Origin of the sequence: Fibrobacter sp. (assembly GCF_045112255.1) — a bacterium.
Lineage (GTDB): Bacteria > Fibrobacterota > Fibrobacteria > Fibrobacterales > Fibrobacteraceae > Fibrobacter.
Map to the genome: position 1 here is coordinate 56,349 of NZ_JBGUHR010000060.1, position 16,640 is coordinate 72,988.

At 51.4% G+C, this 16,640-nt stretch carries 24 protein-coding genes; 4 read left to right on the top strand and 20 right to left on the bottom strand.

All coding sequences use genetic code 11. The features are described from left to right. Window positions 1-4 precede the first annotated feature (4 nt). Genes ACJMM9_RS08480 through ACJMM9_RS08505 form a run of 6 tightly spaced genes read right to left on the bottom strand, consistent with a single transcriptional unit; the run spans window position 5 to window position 3,224 of the window. On the bottom strand, window positions 5-802 hold the full coding sequence (locus ACJMM9_RS08480; RefSeq protein WP_405325731.1) for a Nif3-like dinuclear metal center hexameric protein: 798 nt from the start codon (window positions 800-802) through the stop codon (window positions 5-7). Further along, window positions 802-1,152 carry a hypothetical protein gene (locus ACJMM9_RS08485; RefSeq protein ID WP_405325733.1) on the bottom strand — a complete coding sequence of 117 codons (351 nt, stop codon included), beginning with the start codon at window positions 1,150-1,152 and terminating at the stop codon, window positions 802-804. Before ACJMM9_RS08485 ends, ACJMM9_RS08480 begins: the two co-directional genes overlap by 1 nt. A 10-nt stretch (window positions 1,153-1,162) precedes the next feature. Continuing rightward, window positions 1,163-2,083, bottom strand: a complete 921-nt coding sequence (locus tag ACJMM9_RS08490) for a radical SAM protein (protein WP_405325735.1) — start codon at window positions 2,081-2,083, stop codon at window positions 1,163-1,165. An 8-nt stretch (window positions 2,084-2,091) separates the two neighbouring features. After that, the gene (locus tag ACJMM9_RS08495) at window positions 2,092-2,610 is read right to left on the bottom strand and encodes a hypothetical protein (RefSeq protein ID WP_405325737.1); all 519 of its coding nucleotides are present in this window, start codon (window positions 2,608-2,610) and stop codon (window positions 2,092-2,094) included. Between the two features lie 3 nt (window positions 2,611-2,613). Then, window positions 2,614-2,877, bottom strand: a complete 264-nt coding sequence (locus ACJMM9_RS08500) for a hypothetical protein (RefSeq protein ID WP_405325739.1) — start codon at window positions 2,875-2,877, stop codon at window positions 2,614-2,616. A 20-nt stretch (window positions 2,878-2,897) separates the two neighbouring features. Beyond that, window positions 2,898-3,224 (bottom strand): hypothetical protein, encoded by a 327-nt coding sequence (locus ACJMM9_RS08505; protein ID WP_405325741.1) that lies wholly within the window; start codon window positions 3,222-3,224, stop codon window positions 2,898-2,900. Window positions 3,225-3,271: 47 nt separating this feature from the next. On the opposite strand from ACJMM9_RS08505, the gene ACJMM9_RS08510 reads away from it, so the two are divergent. Next, the gene (locus tag ACJMM9_RS08510; RefSeq protein ID WP_405325742.1) at window positions 3,272-3,505 is read left to right on the top strand and encodes a hypothetical protein; all 234 of its coding nucleotides are present in this window, start codon (window positions 3,272-3,274) and stop codon (window positions 3,503-3,505) included. Here ACJMM9_RS08510 and ACJMM9_RS08515 read toward each other — a convergent pair. From ACJMM9_RS08515 to ACJMM9_RS08570, 12 genes are all read right to left on the bottom strand, one after another. Then, complete coding sequence (locus ACJMM9_RS08515) at window positions 3,486-4,487, bottom strand: hypothetical protein (protein WP_405325744.1); 1,002 nt, start codon at window positions 4,485-4,487, stop codon at window positions 3,486-3,488. The two genes, ACJMM9_RS08510 and ACJMM9_RS08515, sit on opposite strands and share 20 nt — an antisense overlap. A 92-nt stretch (window positions 4,488-4,579) precedes the next feature. Beyond that, window positions 4,580-5,383, bottom strand: a complete 804-nt coding sequence (locus tag ACJMM9_RS08520; RefSeq protein ID WP_405325746.1) for a hypothetical protein — start codon at window positions 5,381-5,383, stop codon at window positions 4,580-4,582. Between the two features lie 2 nt (window positions 5,384-5,385). After that, window positions 5,386-5,700 (bottom strand): hypothetical protein, encoded by a 315-nt coding sequence (locus ACJMM9_RS08525; protein ID WP_405325748.1) that lies wholly within the window; start codon window positions 5,698-5,700, stop codon window positions 5,386-5,388. Beyond that, a complete protein-coding gene (locus ACJMM9_RS08530; protein ID WP_405325750.1) occupies window positions 5,657-6,055 on the bottom strand; it encodes a hypothetical protein in 399 nt (132 codons plus the stop codon). The genes ACJMM9_RS08525 and ACJMM9_RS08530 overlap by 44 nt, the downstream gene beginning before the upstream one ends. Continuing rightward, window positions 6,027-6,365 (bottom strand): hypothetical protein, encoded by a 339-nt coding sequence (locus tag ACJMM9_RS08535; protein ID WP_405325752.1) that lies wholly within the window; start codon window positions 6,363-6,365, stop codon window positions 6,027-6,029. Before ACJMM9_RS08535 ends, ACJMM9_RS08530 begins: the two co-directional genes overlap by 29 nt. A gap of 8 nt (window positions 6,366-6,373) precedes the next feature. Further along, the gene (locus ACJMM9_RS08540; protein ID WP_405325754.1) at window positions 6,374-6,730 is read right to left on the bottom strand and encodes a hypothetical protein; all 357 of its coding nucleotides are present in this window, start codon (window positions 6,728-6,730) and stop codon (window positions 6,374-6,376) included. 10 nt (window positions 6,731-6,740) lie between these two features. Beyond that, window positions 6,741-7,100, bottom strand: coding sequence for a hypothetical protein (locus ACJMM9_RS08545; protein WP_405325756.1), 360 nt, complete (start codon window positions 7,098-7,100; stop codon window positions 6,741-6,743). Window positions 7,101-7,102: 2 nt separating this feature from the next. After that, a complete protein-coding gene (locus ACJMM9_RS08550; RefSeq protein WP_405325758.1) occupies window positions 7,103-7,765 on the bottom strand; it encodes a hypothetical protein in 663 nt (220 codons plus the stop codon). Further along, entirely contained in the window at window positions 7,765-8,046 is a 282-nt protein-coding gene (locus ACJMM9_RS08555; RefSeq protein ID WP_405325760.1) for a hypothetical protein, read from the bottom strand. Before ACJMM9_RS08555 ends, ACJMM9_RS08550 begins: the two co-directional genes overlap by 1 nt. Next, complete coding sequence (locus tag ACJMM9_RS08560) at window positions 8,039-8,473, bottom strand: hypothetical protein (RefSeq protein ID WP_405325762.1); 435 nt, start codon at window positions 8,471-8,473, stop codon at window positions 8,039-8,041. Before ACJMM9_RS08560 ends, ACJMM9_RS08555 begins: the two co-directional genes overlap by 8 nt. 269 nt (window positions 8,474-8,742) lie before the next feature. Next, window positions 8,743-9,738, bottom strand: a complete 996-nt coding sequence (locus ACJMM9_RS08565; RefSeq protein WP_405325764.1) for a chorismate mutase — start codon at window positions 9,736-9,738, stop codon at window positions 8,743-8,745. Continuing rightward, window positions 9,738-10,451 carry a hypothetical protein gene (locus ACJMM9_RS08570; protein ID WP_405325766.1) on the bottom strand — a complete coding sequence of 238 codons (714 nt, stop codon included), beginning with the start codon at window positions 10,449-10,451 and terminating at the stop codon, window positions 9,738-9,740. The genes ACJMM9_RS08565 and ACJMM9_RS08570 overlap by 1 nt, the downstream gene beginning before the upstream one ends. Before the next feature lie 107 nt (window positions 10,452-10,558). On the opposite strand from ACJMM9_RS08570, the gene ACJMM9_RS08575 reads away from it, so the two are divergent. Genes ACJMM9_RS08575 through ACJMM9_RS08585 form a run of 3 tightly spaced genes read left to right on the top strand, consistent with a single transcriptional unit; the run spans window position 10,559 to window position 14,413 of the window. After that, on the top strand, window positions 10,559-12,631 hold the full coding sequence (locus ACJMM9_RS08575) for a hypothetical protein (RefSeq protein WP_405325768.1): 2,073 nt from the start codon (window positions 10,559-10,561) through the stop codon (window positions 12,629-12,631). Next, window positions 12,522-13,289 carry a DUF4422 domain-containing protein gene (locus tag ACJMM9_RS08580; protein WP_405325770.1) on the top strand — a complete coding sequence of 256 codons (768 nt, stop codon included), beginning with the start codon at window positions 12,522-12,524 and terminating at the stop codon, window positions 13,287-13,289. The genes ACJMM9_RS08575 and ACJMM9_RS08580 overlap by 110 nt, the downstream gene beginning before the upstream one ends. Beyond that, a complete protein-coding gene (locus tag ACJMM9_RS08585) occupies window positions 13,289-14,413 on the top strand; it encodes a hypothetical protein (RefSeq protein WP_405325772.1) in 1,125 nt (374 codons plus the stop codon). Before ACJMM9_RS08580 ends, ACJMM9_RS08585 begins: the two co-directional genes overlap by 1 nt. Window positions 14,414-14,447: 34 nt before the next feature. On the opposite strand, the gene ACJMM9_RS08590 is transcribed toward ACJMM9_RS08585, so the two are convergent. Together ACJMM9_RS08590 and ACJMM9_RS08595 are read right to left on the bottom strand one after the other, a co-directional pair. Further along, entirely contained in the window at window positions 14,448-15,935 is a 1,488-nt protein-coding gene (locus ACJMM9_RS08590; protein WP_405325773.1) for a hypothetical protein, read from the bottom strand. Between the two features lie 20 nt (window positions 15,936-15,955). Beyond that, the gene (locus tag ACJMM9_RS08595; protein WP_405325775.1) at window positions 15,956-16,633 is read right to left on the bottom strand and encodes a ferredoxin; all 678 of its coding nucleotides are present in this window, start codon (window positions 16,631-16,633) and stop codon (window positions 15,956-15,958) included. Between the last annotated feature and the right edge of the window lie 7 nt (window positions 16,634-16,640).

Sequence of the window (16,640 nt, forward strand, 5' to 3'; positions counted from 1 at the left end):
AAAATTAGATGGGGTTGTCAATGTCGACGAACTCGGCCTCGACTCCCCAGCTAGCGACCAGCTTGGCGATGTTACGCACACCGAACACTTCGGAACGGTGATGGCCAGCGGCGATAACTGCGATGCCGTATTCCTTGGCGAGGATCGGCGTGGACTCGCGGATTTCGCCAGTCACGAGCATGTCGTAGCCGTGCTTGATGACTTCATCGAACTCAGAAGCAGCGCTTCCAGTGCAGACGGCGACATTGTATTTCTTGCCGGACTCGAAGTTGAAGGACTGGTAGCCCTTGGGGAATACCTTGTCCAGAAGTTCGGTCGTGATGACGCCAGTTCCACCATAGCCGATGTTGTTGTACATGAAGCGTTCCGCGTCGAGCCAAGATACATACGAGTCGCACTTGGTTTCATGTCTCTCCACGCTCTTTTCGAGTCCGAGGTGCATGAACACCGTGGCGTTGTTGCCGTAGGTTTCGTGCGCATCGAGCGGCAAGTGGTAGCCGAACAACGATATGCCGTTCTGGATAAGCATACGGACGTAGTTGCCGAACTGCGAGTTGTCGATGCACTTGTTCTTGTCGGAGTTCCAGAAGCCGTTGGGATGATGCACAAAGATGACGTCGGCACCACGCTTGATGGCTTCCTCGATGAGTTCCTTGCTAAGGCTTACACCAGTGACGACCTTCTTGACTTCGCGGGTCTTGTCGCCGACGGCGTCGACGATGAGTCCGTTAGGGCAGAAGTCCTTGAAGTCTTGGGGACAGAGACGGTTATTAAGATTGGTTTCGAGCGTAAGAAGGTTCATTACTTGGTTTCCTCGCGATACTTGTTGCAGAGAGTGTGGAGAAGACGGACGCTACGTTCTTCGTATGCGTCGATCGGCAAAGCGATCTTGCTGGCATCGTATTGCTGGTGAGTAGTCGATACGTGCTTGAGGAATTTTGCCAACGACTTTTCGCCAATAACCTTGTCCGAAATGGCGAAGTAGGCTTGGCCGTCCTTCCAGTACAAGGTGTGGAGCCAGTCACCATCTTCACCGACGCATTCGACGACACCGTCGTCGGATTCAAGGAAGACGACACTGGGGAAATATGCGCGGATGTTGATCTTGTAGGTCTCAAGACCCATCGTGGGTTCTTTAATCTGTCTTGTCATGTTGGCCTCCTTATTCTGCGATAATCTTCTTGTTTCTGTACCAGCTGCCAGCGATGAGGCCGTCAGGATGCACGACGATTTCACGGAGGATCTTGTCGTCCTCGGTGCCTTCGAGGTCGTGCAGCAGCTTCATGTTGGAATGGGACAGCGTAATGTTCAAGCCCTTGTAGTTCCATGTCTCGTAGACGTAGTAGTCCTTGAGCACTTGTTCGACGAGCGTGGAGTTGTCGTAGAGGAAGTGCTTGAGCTGCTGATACAAGTCATCCGTCGGCGCATTGTCGGTCACGTTGATGAGCCTACGGAAGCTGAGGTCGTCGATGTGTCCGATGTAATGGTCGATGTATGCCTTGATCTCGTCGATGGACTGGAGTCCGTGCGGATGAAGGACGCACTGGAGACGGATCTTGGTCTTCGGATGGTCTGCACGGTACTGGTCGAGCATGTCGAGGTCGAGAGCGCCGATGCCAGTATAGTCGTCGGCACCTACCTTGTGACGGGAGATGTTGACCCAGTCCGGATCGAGCTGGCTGTCGATTGTCTTGCTGAAGTTGGTGTTGATGTTGAGGAACACATTGTAGTTGCCCTTCAAGAAGTCCACGACCTCGGCAGCGATGGGGCTGAGGGACGGTTCGCCGCCAGTGATGCTAACCGTGGCCAGATGGCCTTGGCTATCGAGTTCGGCGATAAGTCTCTGAAGGTTGGCGCTCAGCTTGTCGGGGTTGTCCTTGAGGTGGCTTTCCTTCTCGATGCAGAACGGACAACGAGCGTTGCAGCGGTCGGTGATCTTGATATGGACATGCTTCATCCAGAAGTCGTCCATGATACGCCACTGCTTGCCGAACAGCGTGATCGGGGTATCATACAGCTTTTCGTTGCTTTCCAGAACTGGGTTGAACGAGTAGTTCTTGATGTCGTGAATTTCCTGAATCATAGCATCTCCTATTCTTCGCCGTTGGCCCATGCGTGACCGAAGGCAACAATGGTAGTGTGACGGCTTACCTTGACTTCCTTCTCGATGTAGGTGCAGTCGTCGTTGCCTTCATGTGAACGGTAGAACCCTTCGTAGAGGCAATAGCTCTTTTCGCGCAAGAACTTATGGACAAGGTCGATCAGATCCTTGTCAACATGGTACTGGGTAATCTTGCCCTTCTTGAGTTTCTTGAGAATGTAATCGGTACTCCAGTAGTAGATTTCGGAAGCAATCTTCAAGAAAGTGTCGGTGTTGATTACGCGGCACTGGTTTCTGGTGACAAATTCAGTGTAACGCTTGTCTTCCTTGAACTCGGAGACCACGCGCTTGACGGACACGGTCTTCTCAAGAGTCGTGTCGAAGAAAGCCTTTCCGGCCTTAAACTGGTCATACTGCGCCTTCGGCAGTGCGTAGATTTCTTCGCCGACGGTGGCGGAATGTTCTGAGCTGGAGTTGGTTTCAAATACTCCACGGCGTATGGTTTTCATTTGTTACTCCTTTATATGCAATTCCACTGCGAGGGTTTCTCGATCAGTGATCCAGTAGTTGTGAGTCGGGTCGCCTTTGTGCATTGCTTCGGACAAGGTCTTGGCGACACCCTTCGGCAACTGAATAGCGGCTCGGAAGCCGACATCCCAGATGCCCCAAGTGGTCGTTTCAACGCTGAACCCAGTGAAGAACGATTGGATGGTTCTCGGAAAATTTTCACCGGGCCTCGCGACGGCGCTTCTGCAGATAATGTACTTTTTCGGCATGCTAATCTCCTTAATTTGGTTTAATCGACCACTCGCTTGAATCTGTAGCCAGCATCGCGTTTAAGCTCTTCAATGCGGCGTTCCTTTTCTTTCTTCGCATCAGCAAGCGTATTGTAGTGATGGGGGCCGAACGGCGCTTCCCATTCATTTTTCCACTTCTGCCAGACTTGGATGATGAAGATTCCGTTTTCAAGTTCGACGATACGGACTTGGTGTTCGAAGTCGTTATCGGATGGATGATCCGCCGTCTGTTTCTTGTGGTCAATGATGACAAACACAAGAACCGCGACGAAAATGAAGAAAATCGCAATGCATGCGCTAAACGCAGCTACATCACCATTGGTCATTTTGATTTCTCCTTTGAATGCTGCATACGCATTGATTCGATACAGCTATGGTAGACTACCGCAATGTACGTGATAATTCGATTCTCGACTGGATCAAGCCGAACAATCGAGTCGTCACGACTAGTGTCGATGATCAGCGTGGGAGTCTTCGCTCGTGTACGCTTGATTTTCACGAACACGGAGTTTCCCAAGCTGTCTTCGAGCTGGTTGACGAAGTGCCTACGCGCTGGTTCCGATACGAACTTGAACACGAAACGCATCTTACCATCCTTGCGTGGTGATCTTCAGAAGCTCGGCGATGTTCTCCTTGCCAGTGAAGTCGTAACGCTTGTCGAGCGCGGCGGTGCTCATACGGGCAACCTTCATGTTCGGCACGTCGATATACATGGTGCAGCAAGTGATGTTGCCTTCTCCGTCGGTGACGTCGGTGTCGCTGCCCTGGAAGAGAGTGTTGAATTCCTTGTCGGAAATGTTCAGCACGGTCTTGGGGTCGACTTGTTCGAGGCCGAGGCAGTCGAAGGAGATGCACTTGCACTGCTTCTTGAGTTCCGGCAAGTAGGCGACGAGCCACTGGATCTTCGTCTTGATCTTGTCGGACTGGTTTTCGAACAAGATGTGACCACGGCGCAAGTCCTTGTAGCCGAGCACGAGGATCTTGTGGCCCTTGACGAACTCGACGTCGTCTTGGGAGAAGATGCCAGCGATTACGTGGATGACAACGTTGTTGCCCAGTTCGTTGATGATGGACAGGTCGTCCTTGTTGGTGGAGTCCGTGAGCGACACGCCGATTCCGTGGACGAGTTCTTCCTTGACGTACTTCAAGAGCTTGGCCTTGTAGCGCTGGAGGTGCTGCTGGTTCACGGTGATGTTGGCGATGACGCCTTGTTCCTTCAAGACCTTGAGCATCCATTCCAAGTCAGGGTGCGCGAGGGCGTTGCCGCCGCCGATAGCACATTCGGTGCCAGCGTGGAGCGAACGGAACACGGGTTCCATGCCGACGAGGTCGCCGTGGGCTCCCTTGATGGTGGAGTTTTCGTGACAGTAGATGCAGCCGCCGTCGCAGTAGTCCGTGATCTTGATGTCGAAGTTTTCGGGGAAGCTGTAGGTGAAGTGGTCTTGGTCGTCTTCGACCCAGACGTTGGCACCGTTCTTGGGATTCTTTTCCCAGTGTCCGGTGGACTTGACCTTGGTTCCGTCCTCGAAGATTACAACGGAATGGTTGCCGTTGATGTAGTTTCCGAGGATTTTCTTAGAGATAAGCATAGTGAGTTTTTTGTTTTCCATGTCCAAAATATAGCACAAATCGGCGTATGTGTCAATACCATACGCCGATTATTTAAGAAAAATATGTAAAATTACGTTAACGTAATTACCATTCGGTCTGCCAAGACCCTCGTCGTGCAGAGACCAGTGACTCGTTCGCTGGTGGCGACATAGGTCGAACCCTTGAACTCGAAACCACCGATGTCGTTGGGTTTCTTCAGCCGTTCGATCGGCGTCACGTCGCTGCCCACAATCTTGAACGCATCCGTCTTGCCGATATCCAGCGTGATTACCGCGCTAGAATACACCTTGGCCGTAGTGAAGATGGCATCCGTATTCTTGGGGTCGTAGTGTTCGATAATCCCAGAGACTCGGATATCCGCCTTGATGATGGCAGACATGTCCACGCAGACGCCAGAATCGTCGGTGAAACTGAATGTCATGTGGCCAGCCGGAACCTTGGACACTTCGAGCGTCTTGGGCGCTTCGTTCGGCTTGGGCGGCGGAAACGAGAGCGCAGTGTAGTCGTATCTGAACCCGCTGGATTCGTTGTTCTTGACATACCAGTTGATGACCTCGTTAACAAATTCATCCAAGCACTGGTTGTACTCGTCAGGAGTAAGCTGTGACCGATTCGTCGGGCAGATGTTTCCGACAAATGCCTCGCTGAAATTTGACTTGAACGCGAAATGCACATCGAACGTGATGTAGTTGTAATAGCCACGGAATGACAGATATTTAATCTTGCTGCCAGATACGTTCGGATCATCCCATTCATCCAGTCGGATCGTCCAACCACCGGGAAGATTATATCCATGCTCGGAGAACGTTTTAAAGAAGTCGTAGAACCTCTTGATACCGTCCGTAATTCGGAATGAACTATACTTTGGAACCATATTTACCACCACTTTGAATGACAAAAGAACTCGAACGGATGAAGGCTGATCGAGCCTTCATGGCGCTTCTGCAGCGCATACGTTCCATCTTTCCTCAGATACATGTTTTGACAATCCCACTTAACGACCTTCGCCGTAAAGCCAGAGTTGTAGTAGCAGTCGCCGTCTTGCGTCGTCTTGTCAGACGGGTTGCGCTTGAAGTGGAACAGCGTGTCGTTCTTCGTAGGGTTCCATACGATGAACTCCTTGCAATTCCCTTCGGCGGCGTACGCGCTAGTTATTGCCAGCGCTAGAAGCAATGCAATCAGCAGTCGCATTATCTGTTCCTTGTTTGCGTTTCCAGTCCGCGAGAATCTTGCCGTACTGCGGCGGGATGTCCGATTCTTGGCACTTGCCCTCTACCAGCTTCTTGCGCCAGTAGTTCCAAGCGGTGAACCAGACTCCGTACTTCTCGTGGAACTCGTTCTTGTAGTTGACGACGTACTGTTGGCACTGCTTCCGATGGGACTGGAAGTACTTCTTGCACTTCCGCGAGTTTGTTCGCTTTCCCTTCTCGGTCTGTCTGTACCGACGGTTCGCCTCGTTGTTCAGTCGGCGCTTCCTAGAGATCGGATCCTCGTCGACCAGTGTGTTGTTTTCGGTTTCAATCCTCTGTCCTTCGTTCGTTTTCATCTTTCACCTCATTCTTTGGCAGAGTGTACTGTTCTGGATGAAGGAACGCCGGGTCTACCTCTATGCCAGCCTTCTTCATCTTCTCAATCATGTTTTTCAATACAATTTGGCTTCCAGACAGATCGTCGTACGAATTGTCTTCGAATCGTGCTTCTTCCGCAGTCGCGTCTTCTCGTTCACAGAACGCATGTACGCTCTTCGGTATGGACGAAAGGATTTCGATGCATCCCTTCAAGTACCACGCATATTCGCGGTCGGTAAGCTCGCCTCGGCCATGACGGCACAGCGGACATGTGCAAGTGAGTCCCATGGGCGTACCTACCGTTTGATGTCCGCTTTCAGCTTTTCAAAATGACGTTTGTACGTACCAGCCGCATCGATAGAATCTTCAAGGTACGACTTGTATACGCGCAAGCACTCCATCGACGCGCTGTCGAGACCCTTGTCGACTTCCTCCGCGCATGCCGGACGGTTTTTCAAGATGTCGTCGTACTTCGTGACAATCATCTTCTCTTGGGTCGGCGTGATGAGACAGAAGGTCACGGTTATCACCGCAAATACGAGGCTAGTCCACAGCAGCTTTGGCGTCGGTGGGGTGCATACACCCAAACCAAACGTAAGCAGCGTGATCGCGGTAAAGGCCATAAACCAACCGACGAATGTATTAAGATACATGTCAATCATATCACTTCTCCAAGTATTCAAGCGTGGCGTGTTTGACGTTGCGGTACTCTATCCAGTCGTCGTCATCCTTGTTGTAAATGCGGTAACGATTTCCACTATCGTCCACCAGATAGCGCTCGGTCTTGTACTCAATCACAGTACCGTCGTCTTCGGTGATAGTCACCTTCACCGGGTCGTGCATATTGAGCAGACACACGACCAGCGGAATACCGAAACCAAACATTCCGAGCGTAATCACCGAAATGCAGCATGCGTCGCCAGTGTCAATCGATTTGTAATGGACGCAGTGGTAGATCATGAAAATCAGTACCAGAGCACAGACGAGCGTGAAAAATCCGAGCCAGTACATAGCTCCCAACATAGTCATTCTCCTTTCATGTCTTGCATGAACTGTTGTTTGAACACTTCTTTCGGAACCGTCTCCGCATGGTCTCGTTCGAGCCATCCGTCTTCGGTTTCCCTGTAAATTACCTTGAGGTCGCCTTCTCGGCTGAAGCGCGTGTAGCCGAAAGGCTTCTCCTTGACAGTCTTCATGTTGTCGAGCTGGTCTTCCTCGGACGTGCGAACACCACGGCCTAGCGCCTTTCTTGCGCATTCCTCGCAGAGGTTGGTGATCCATCCGCCAGTAGTCCAGATGACACGCTTGCCGTCTGCCGTACGAGGTTCCTTGCCGCAGTCGTAGCAGATCCAGCTAGACAGCGACTCGGCTATGCCGTTGAGCGAGTCCTCGCCAGTGGATACCGACGTGTAGACACGGAGTTCTCCGTACTTCTCCTTGACATCCATGAACTCGAACCTGGCCTTGGTCTCGTCATCCCAAGAATCGTACAGCTTGAACAGACGAGGAAGGTAGCGGTTCTTCCACAAGTCTTCCCAGCCATTGCCGTCCCAGTACTTGTAGTAGTTGTTCTCGATATTCTCGGCATCGGTCTCGTATGCCTTGCGGAACTTCAAGAACGGATACTTGTTGAGCAAGTCCAGCATGGCCTCGTCGGAGATCGGATATTTAGGTGTAAATGCGCCCATTAGTCATCCTCATTTATGTCGTCAGATCGCCATAGCTCATCGTCAATGCACGTCTCGCCTCCACCGATACCGCTGTCACTGAACTTGTCGGAAGCCAGCAAGAACAGACGGTTATCTGAACGGTAGACTTGGAACACACCACTCCAGCCGCCGGGATAGTCGACGAACACTTCGTCGGTGTTTTGCAGTTCCTTGTTCCTCAGCAGCTTTTTAAGCTTACCTACGGTAAGCTTTTCCATTTTAGCTTGCTTGTGGCCCGTTATAGATTCGCCGTTAGTCATTCGGAACCTCGAATAGCCAGTTCGGCTTGTCAAGCGAGACATACATCGTTCCAGACAGCGGAGTCGCCGTACAGTCGCGCTCGCGGCACATCTGCATGAGGATGTAGAAGAAGTCGATATCCGGAATCTTCACGCGGCGCTCGGTACAGAACTCTTCCACGTTCTTTTGCCACCAGTTGTGGTTGATTACCACATGGCTAGGGACTACTGCGGCTTTCCAGTCGGCATGTAGCGGCTTTGCGCCGTTGAACTGGTCGAAGAACGGATCGTGTTCCGACGGCAGCATATCCGGAATGAATGTCTGGTCGAACACGACCTTCTGCAGAAATTCACGGACGGACTTGATACGGTCTTGCGTGAACTTGATGCGGTCTTCCTCGGTCACCTTCTTGTTGGTGGCTGGCATGTAGAAATATTCAGAGATCATTGCGGCTCCATCTAAGCATTAGTCAAAAGGTGCGCAGAAACCGCCATAGCATTGGCGATAGGGCCAACGTCTTGCGACAAGACACGAGTCTTCCAGTTTTCATCTTGGCGATGTCCACCCAAGGTGTTGTTTTGGTGTGTTTTATGGCTGCTAATTGAACCAGACTACGCCTATTGTTAAATATAGAACATAAATCCACTCTTGGCAACATCAAAATAGACTCAGCATCTTCATAGCTTTTAGCCATGTTATTTTGCCTCGTTGGTTTGTTAGGTTTGGTTGTTCATTTTGAGTACTCGGTCGATGTAGGAGACCAAGCACTTCGCATAGGTTTTCACGTCGCTGGTCATCATGTCGAAGGCTTCGACGATGTTCTTGACGGTATTTTCATTCGCCAAATCCACGCAGCCGTTAGATTTCTTGATATGACGTTCGTCCAAGCCATAGTTTTCAATGGTCTGCACGATGTCAGAAAGTTCAACCGCCACAGTTTCGGTTTCGTGAAAATAATGGTCAAAACAGTCTTTGAGAACGTCGGTCAATACATAGAATTTTCCGTCGCCGTCCATCGACACCGTGGCTGCAGTGTCGCTACAGAGGACATACTTTACACTTCCGACGGAGTCGACGTGGTATTTGACACAAGTAGTCATGCCTTCTGGCAAGATAAATTCCTTGGAATGGTCGATGACGACGCCGTACTTTTTGTCAGCATCGATATTGATACCAGCTTGTTCAAGCCGTCTGTGGATCTCGAAAATCTCGTTGATCTGGGCGAGAGAGGAGTGCAGCCTTACGGCGGCAGTGCGCATCTTGTCGATATAGCTCTGGCGTTGCCAGTCGTCGCCCTTCTTAGTAATGTCGATGAGTTCGTCCAGCTTCTTGAACACGCTTCCGCTGTCAATAGAGAAAAGGGAGTTCGGATTGGGTGCGCCAACGTACACAGCGGTATTGACCGACTCGCCAAGCTTGTGCGTAATCTCGCAGCGTCGAGATTCCTCGATTAGCGTCGTGAAGATTCGCTGCATGGACTCCTTCATCGCATCCCTGGTATCGTCGGTCACGAGGCCATCGGTGAAGTCACGAGCCATGTCGATTACTTGTCTTTCGCGAACCTCGTCAACAATAGGAAGGTCGTCGAGCTTCTTGTACTCGGCGATCTGTTTGACCACGCACATTCGGCGCACGATGTTCTGTACGATTTCCTTGTCGATGCCGTTGATTTCTTGACGGCAGCCTTCGATAAGCTCTTCGTTATGGTACATTAGCGTTCTCCCTTGCCGTGTTCATAGGTGTCACGATCGATTTCCTTCAAGACATGGGAATAGTCTTCGGTATTATGCGTATAGAAGTGGAAGAAACGGTTGACCGGATGGACGATGATGTCGGGGTCGACGACCGAGATGACATGGATGTACCAGTTGTCGCTGCTCATGTTGCCGAAATCCTTTATGGCCACGTTGAACACGAGCTTGAAGATGTTATTGAAGTGGTAAGGGAACGAGATGGGGAACATTTCGTCAGCGACGTCGTTCAAGAGGCGCTGCAAGCAATGCGGCTTGTCTTCCTTGGTCACGTTCGTCAGATCGGTTTCGGACTTGACAACGACGAACCTCACTCGGCGGTCGTCGTCGAAGAACGTGGTTCCGTCCGGCTTGGTGATGCGGTAGAAACTCAACGGCAAGTCCTTAAATGTCTCGAACTTCCAGCCCACGTACTTGTCGATCATGTATCGAGCAGGGTATTCGGACGGCTTCTTCAGTTCGGACTCCTCGATGGGCGCGAGGCGGTCTCCCCACAAAGCCTGACACAGCACGTTCGACGCAAAGTTCCACGATGCGCCGGAATGGTTGTCCGATTCCATGGCCTTGTAAGCCTTCTGTGCGGATTTCACGCAGCCGGAGAAGTATCCGCCCCAGCCGTCGCCATGTTCCTTTTCCAGAAATTCCGCAAAGCGGTCAAATTCTTTATCGTACATTTGTCTACCTCATTAGTTATGGTACAAATATAGCAACAACACTCATGCTTGTCAAGCTGTATTCGTAAAAAAGGCTAATTTCGGCATAGAAATGATAAACTAGGGGCATGATGTACGACTTTCATTCCTACCTTTGCTCGCTCCCCAGCTCGCCGCTCGTAGAGGCCGTCCGTGCCTTGTACGAGGCTTCCGAGGGCGACGCCAGAAAATACATGAAGAAGATGCTCCAGTCCTTGGGGCTAGAACAGGAACTCGCCCAAGGATACGGCGACAACTGGGCGGAAACCGCGTTCAACAAGATTAGGAACGCCTTCGTCCACCAAGGATGCGACGTCTACTTCGTGCCCGGTATCGCCAGAATAGCCTACGGCGACCTACACTTCGACAGCGAGGATGAGGACACGCAGAAGCTGGCGCTTCTGAGGAACTTGGTGAAGTTCATCACGATAGCCCACAAGGCGCAGTTCACGAGGAACTTGGAAAAGATCGACGTGGTTCAGGAAGGGCCGCAGAAGGGAATGAAGGTCAAGTCCAAGCCTCTTACGCTAGACCAGCTGTCCACGATGTTCTCTAGGGAGCAGAAGGAAGTGACTGGCAAGGCCCGTGAGCAGTTCGCCAAGGAGCATGCGAACTCCGAAGGCAACGGATACAAGATAATCGAATTGAAGAATTTTGAACAAGCGCACCAGTTCCTACCGTACTGCACGGCGGACAAGTGGTGCTACTTGCAGAACGAGAGTACGTTCGACTCGTACGCTGGCGGAGGCAACAAGCTCTACTTGGCGCTAGCCCCAGGCTTCGAGAAGCTGAAGCCCGGTGACCCAGGGTACGGACGTTCCATGATCGGTTTCGACATGGGCCCAGTTGACGAGAACGGCAAGTCGGAGTTGTGCGTCTGCACCAACCGATACAACCACGCTGAGAACTTGGAGCACGAGGAAGGCGCTGGCTCCGGCGACGCCGCCTATGACGAAATTCAGTTGTCCAAGATTCTCGGATTCCCAGTGTGGGAACGTTGTCCGGGATACACGGTCGACGAAATGCTTGCCAACGGCCTCATGAACATGGAGACGATGAAGACTATCGTCACCACGGACGACGAACTGACGAAGCTCGCCAGAGACAAAAAGTATCAGATGGAATTCTTGAAGAAATACCGTGTGGAAGCTAGGGAAGAATGGCGAGCGCCTGGGTTCTGTGTCAGCTTCTGCAAGATAAACAAGCGTGGATTCCATACGACGGAATGGTTCGCGATGTTGACCGACGATCCGGATCACTTGATATGGTTCAAGGGTTTCAACCGACTGAACGCCGATGTATACTCACTTGAGCTCGGTTCGCATAAATTCATGGTCGTGTTCCAGACTGGCAAACCGCTTTCAACTGACGTGTTCTACAAGGTCGGCGGCGACCACTTCCCGATTGCCGTATGCAAGATGATCGACGGCGAGAAGCGCTACAACTATCTCGACCTAGCCGGACGGTATGTCAGCAAAGACTGGTTCGCCCACGTAGGGACGTTCGACGCATACACCAATTTTGCTTGCGTCCAGCGCGACGATGGCAAGGAGAATGTAATCGACAAGTCTGGCAAGCTCATGTTGAGCGAATGGTACGACAGCATCAAGAGAGAGTACGACAAGGGATTCTACTTCGTTGCGGATGATAAGGATGTTGGGAAGAAATTGCTTTACACATGGGAGATGAAGCCGTTCTGTGGCTACGTCGACGAAATGGAATCATTATCTGGTGTCGGCGTCCTCGTCAAGTCCAACGGAAAGTACAACGTGGCCATTCCGAAGGAGTGCGGCATGCTGTGCGACCTCTGGTTCGACGCTATCGACGAAAGGGTATACACCGCACAAAACGGTTCGTATGTCATTCTAGTGTTCGATAAGGATCAAGGATACAACTTCATCGACCTCGGAACGCACAAGCAAGTTCTCGACAGATGGTATCAGTCCATAAAGTACATGGAGCATGGATTCTTCTTGGTAAAGGAAGGCGGCAAGCTGAACATTTACGAACCGATCCAGAACCGCTTCGTGCTTCCGCAGTGGTTCGATGACCATGGAGTTCCACAGATTCTCGACGAAAATAAGTTCGCTGGTCTGTGGTTTGGCGGCAAGCCAGTGCAAGTCATCGACGGCAAGATTGTTCCATCATCTAGTGAAGTTTAATACAAAGGAAAAGGAAATGAGTATTTACGTTGTTGGTTCAAAGAGCAAGAAGTTCCTACCGCTTGACGGCTTCCACAAGAAGTTCATCGTGGACGAGAAGCACGAAGGCGACAACATCGACTATCTGAACCCTTGGTACTGCGAGCTGACTGGCTTGTATTACCTATGGAAGCACGACGAGGACGACATCGTCGGCCTTGAGCACTACAGAAGGTATCTGACGGTAGACGGCTGGCATCCAATCAAGCGCACCGAGGCGGAGAACTACTTGAAGAAGTACGACGTGCTCTGCGTGAAGGTCGGCTATCCGTACACTGGCATCAAGGATTACCTTATCAAGAACCGCAAGGCCGAGGCGACCAATTCCTACATCGCCTTGCTGGCATCCATGTACGGACGCGGATACGCAGACCACTGCATACGTTATCTGAACGGACACGAGCACGTCCTTGGCAACATGTTCGTCGCCAAGCGAGAGACCGCCAACAAGTATTGCGAGTTCCTGTTCAAGTCGATGTACACATGGTTCCGTCTGCAGCAGAAGATGGGCATACCAGTCGAAGGACGTATCTGCGGTTACATTTCGGAGTTCTTGTTCGGAGCTTGGCTCGAAGCCAACGGCAAGAAGGTAAAAACAATTCACTTGAGGATGACGTAATGAACTTTAACGAATACTTGCATTCTCGCCCATGCACACCGCTTACCGAAGCCGTGATGGCCTTGTACGAAGGCTACACGAAGTCGGACATGGCCTTGGGCAAGCACCTAAAATCACTTGACGGCGGCGCGACGATACAGAAGCCATCACAACCATTAGAAGGCGATGCCCAGCACCATTATGTCGGTCTTGCCAGATCACCGAAAGTGATTGCATCCATACTAGCCGCTGGCGCAAATATTAACGAGTCTCCCACCGAGGAGGATTTGGGCAAAATCGCCGACGCGATGCGCCAGCTTAATCCAAAGGCAGACGAACAGAAGATTACTGGATATGCTAAAGCGATAGGCAACCGCATGGCCAGTATCGTGGACAAGGACAAACTGATGGCAGCCGCAAAAGAATACGCGGCAAATAATACAGATGCCGGGTATACCACGCTCACTCAGATAGACGGGTTTAATATCGATCTGTTCCTTCAGCACATACGCAATGGAATAGAACAATCGAAATTTGACGGAGACCGGGCGTATATGTCACTGAACCCAGACCCAAAGAAAAGCCGCGTCATGAACAAATGGCTATTTCATGGGACGTCGCCACAAAGCGGCGTGAACATTGCGCTTCATGGGTTCGACCGTGGAAACCTTATGGGCGACCTAGCCTACAATAACAGTGAAGGGGCGAACGGCCAAAGGCACAATTATTCCGGAGACTATCTGTTCGCATTTGACGCGGACGACATTACTGACGACCGTGACGATTATGAGAAAGGTCATGTCTATCGAGTGGCGAAATACGGCTCGGCAATAATAATGTTCAAGGGATCCGGCTACAAGATCTATCACCACGGCGATGCCGAGAATCAAGTCATATTCGACTACCATGAACCTAAAGGCTGCTTCCTCATTATGAAGAAGAACGAAGCCAAAAGAGAGTCGCTACCGGAGAAGCAGTCCAATCGTGACAAATGGGCTGAGGACTACCAAGTTCTCGGACAAGGTAAGGACGGCAAGCCGAAAATACTTTATGCTGGTGACGGCGCGAAATCGTGCATAGCTTGGGTAAAGAACAACGGCGACACCTACGCCAGATACATGTTCAAGTGGAACACTGCCAAATAAATTAAAAAGCCACCGAAACTCGGTGGCCTTTCTTTTAGTCCTTGAAGTGGCAGTCCTTGAGGAACTGCTGGTTGTCCTTCTCGATGTTGAGGAGAACTTCCTCGATCCGCTTCAGGTCGCTAGCCTTGAGTTTGCATGCCCAGTGGCCGTAATGGTCGCCTTCCTCCAGCTCGTACACGCAACGGTTGGAACCGACGTTGAGCGAACCGCCGTAACGGATGTTGCTCCCTGCTTTGATGGCCTCCGCCCAAGAAGGGAAGCGTCCCTTGTCCGTAGCGTAGTGGAACGGAAGATTGATCTTGATTTCGTCTCCGTGTTCACCGCCGAGCTCGTCCTTGTAGTAACCTTGAATTGCGCCGTAGATTTCCACGGTCTTCTTGGTGAGCGTACGATCCTTCTTGGGAACTTCGAGAGTCACGTTGCACTTGAAGCTGATGTCATGGCACTCGCCGTACTGCCACCCATGCGTCTTGTTCACAGTGCCGTGTTCCTTGAAGAACTTGTACACAGTGCTGAACGGGCTCTTGCTGAAGAACTCGTCGTAAGCGTCCGCTACCTTGGCCTTGGTGGCTTCGACGGCGGCGTCGATGCGCTTGCGCTCGGCTTCCGGCAGCTGCTTGTAGTCACGAGGCTTCTCGAACTTGTTGAGGCCGTCGCCGAAATGGATGCCGCGCCAAGTGAGACCGCCATGCTGTTCGGAAATGGTGTCAAGACGATCCGTGTTGTGCTTGATTACCTTCTTGACGAAGTCGAGGAACACGTCGGCCTTCACACCGTACGGATGCTTGGGATGGTCGTAGTCCCATTCGGAAACTAATTCCTTCGGGTAACTGATCTTGTGATCCTTGGCATACTTGAGGAACGGAGAGCCGCTATCAAAATAGAACAGAGCAGTCGTATGTTCCGTCTTGGCTCGCATGCTAATGTCGTTTCCACGCCAAGTGTTGTAGAAGTGGTCGATGTTCTGGCTGTATTCCAGCATCGGAAGCACCGTCTGCACGTCCGTATTGGGACACGGTGAATCGTAGAAGTACTGGTTGCCTTGATTAACACGGAAACCGAGTCCGGACAGTTCCTCAAAGAACTTCTTGCCTTCTTCGGTATCGGCCCAGAATTCGAGCGGAAGGTCAGTACCTTCTGGAATATCGTGACCCTTCTTGAATGGGCCCATGCACTTGACGATGTCCATGTAGTGCTTGAAGCCACAATGCAGCGTACATGTGTTGGATTCCAGTGTCTGCACTTGGTCGCCGACAGTAGCCTTCACGAAAACATGCTGGTCGACTCGGCAGCTTTTCTTGAGGTCGGTCATGTTGATGTCGATGGTCAGCTCGTCGCCGTCGATCTCGCCGACGAACTTGAGCGAACCCTTCGAGCTGTACACGATGGCTTCGCGGAGCTTCGCTACTTCCTCGATCATCTTGAGTACGTTTTCCTCTGGGTGATAGTCATCGCCTTCGAGGATCTGGAGCAGCGGAGCTGCCTTGTAGAGTTCATTCTCTGCTAGAGGTTTCTTAGTCATGGTTATTCCTTTGTATTTGATTACTTTACGAGTTTGCGCTGTTCGCGGACGAACTTGATGAACTGTCCGACGGTGATATCGGACATGTTGGTAGTAATAAAGCGCGACGCGATGACCCTGCTAGACAGCGGATCCATGTACAGAACCTTGTGGGACAGATCGTTGCACTTACGTTCAAACACGATGCAGTTGTTAGCCTTTTTCCACTGTACGCTTACGTTGTTGACAATCTGCCCTTGCAAGTCTTCGGTCGGCGCATAGGAGTCGCAGAAGTTCGGCCCGGCAGAAAGATATTCGATAGGCCAGAACTGGTTGAGCACCGACAGCGCAGTGTCGAACGAAAGCGGTTCGTCCTCACGCTTGTACAGCTCCTCCGCATTGATTATCTTGGCTCGCTGCTGGTCAATATCTTCCTTATGTTCTTTACTGCGGCGATCCATCTCGTCCTTGCACATCTTGCACAGTCCGTGGTCTACCTCGCCAGACGGCTGAACCTCTTTACCGTCCTCGGCATAGCGGATGACGCCAGCCGGACAGCAATAGGCTGCGTCGCGGATGTCGGTTTCATACTTGGCGTAGTCGGTGCCGACAATCTCGCACTTATGGGGAACACGGAAAATCGCGTCACAACCCGCTTCGCAAGCGCCACAGCCGACACAGTCATCGGTGGTCTCGTCAATCCATACTTTAGTAATCATAGTAGTC

Bases quoted from the DNA above. Each gene is read 5' to 3' on its own strand.
- ACJMM9_RS08590 (WP_405325773.1), bottom strand. From the start codon at position 15,935: ATGACTAAGAAACCTCTAGCAGAGAATGAACTCTACAAGGCAGCTCCG.
- ACJMM9_RS08505 (WP_405325741.1), bottom strand. From the start codon at position 3,224: ATGACCAATGGTGATGTAGCTGCGTTTAGCGCATGCATTGCGATTTTC.
- ACJMM9_RS08550 (WP_405325758.1), bottom strand. From the start codon at position 7,765: ATGGGCGCATTTACACCTAAATATCCGATCTCCGACGAGGCCATGCTG.
- ACJMM9_RS08555 (WP_405325760.1), bottom strand. From the start codon at position 8,046: ATGACTAACGGCGAATCTATAACGGGCCACAAGCAAGCTAAAATGGAA.
- ACJMM9_RS08595 (WP_405325775.1), bottom strand. From the start codon at position 16,633: ATGATTACTAAAGTATGGATTGACGAGACCACCGATGACTGTGTCGGC.
- ACJMM9_RS08510 (WP_405325742.1), top strand. From the start codon at position 3,272: ATGGTAGACTACCGCAATGTACGTGATAATTCGATTCTCGACTGGATC.
- ACJMM9_RS08535 (WP_405325752.1), bottom strand. From the start codon at position 6,365: ATGGGACTCACTTGCACATGTCCGCTGTGCCGTCATGGCCGAGGCGAG.
- ACJMM9_RS08495 (WP_405325737.1), bottom strand. From the start codon at position 2,610: ATGAAAACCATACGCCGTGGAGTATTTGAAACCAACTCCAGCTCAGAA.
- ACJMM9_RS08480 (WP_405325731.1), bottom strand. From the start codon at position 802: ATGAACCTTCTTACGCTCGAAACCAATCTTAATAACCGTCTCTGTCCC.
- ACJMM9_RS08560 (WP_405325762.1), bottom strand. From the start codon at position 8,473: ATGATCTCTGAATATTTCTACATGCCAGCCACCAACAAGAAGGTGACC.
- ACJMM9_RS08520 (WP_405325746.1), bottom strand. From the start codon at position 5,383: ATGGTTCCAAAGTATAGTTCATTCCGAATTACGGACGGTATCAAGAGG.
- ACJMM9_RS08570 (WP_405325766.1), bottom strand. From the start codon at position 10,451: ATGTACGATAAAGAATTTGACCGCTTTGCGGAATTTCTGGAAAAGGAA.
- ACJMM9_RS08485 (WP_405325733.1), bottom strand. From the start codon at position 1,152: ATGACAAGACAGATTAAAGAACCCACGATGGGTCTTGAGACCTACAAG.
- ACJMM9_RS08580 (WP_405325770.1), top strand. From the start codon at position 12,522: ATGGAGTTCCACAGATTCTCGACGAAAATAAGTTCGCTGGTCTGTGGT.
- ACJMM9_RS08565 (WP_405325764.1), bottom strand. From the start codon at position 9,738: ATGTACCATAACGAAGAGCTTATCGAAGGCTGCCGTCAAGAAATCAAC.
- ACJMM9_RS08490 (WP_405325735.1), bottom strand. From the start codon at position 2,083: ATGATTCAGGAAATTCACGACATCAAGAACTACTCGTTCAACCCAGTT.
- ACJMM9_RS08575 (WP_405325768.1), top strand. From the start codon at position 10,559: ATGATGTACGACTTTCATTCCTACCTTTGCTCGCTCCCCAGCTCGCCG.
- ACJMM9_RS08585 (WP_405325772.1), top strand. From the start codon at position 13,289: ATGAACTTTAACGAATACTTGCATTCTCGCCCATGCACACCGCTTACC.
- ACJMM9_RS08525 (WP_405325748.1), bottom strand. From the start codon at position 5,700: ATGCGACTGCTGATTGCATTGCTTCTAGCGCTGGCAATAACTAGCGCG.
- ACJMM9_RS08540 (WP_405325754.1), bottom strand. From the start codon at position 6,730: ATGTATCTTAATACATTCGTCGGTTGGTTTATGGCCTTTACCGCGATC.
- ACJMM9_RS08545 (WP_405325756.1), bottom strand. From the start codon at position 7,100: ATGTTGGGAGCTATGTACTGGCTCGGATTTTTCACGCTCGTCTGTGCT.
- ACJMM9_RS08530 (WP_405325750.1), bottom strand. From the start codon at position 6,055: ATGAAAACGAACGAAGGACAGAGGATTGAAACCGAAAACAACACACTG.
- ACJMM9_RS08500 (WP_405325739.1), bottom strand. From the start codon at position 2,877: ATGCCGAAAAAGTACATTATCTGCAGAAGCGCCGTCGCGAGGCCCGGT.
- ACJMM9_RS08515 (WP_405325744.1), bottom strand. From the start codon at position 4,487: ATGCTTATCTCTAAGAAAATCCTCGGAAACTACATCAACGGCAACCAT.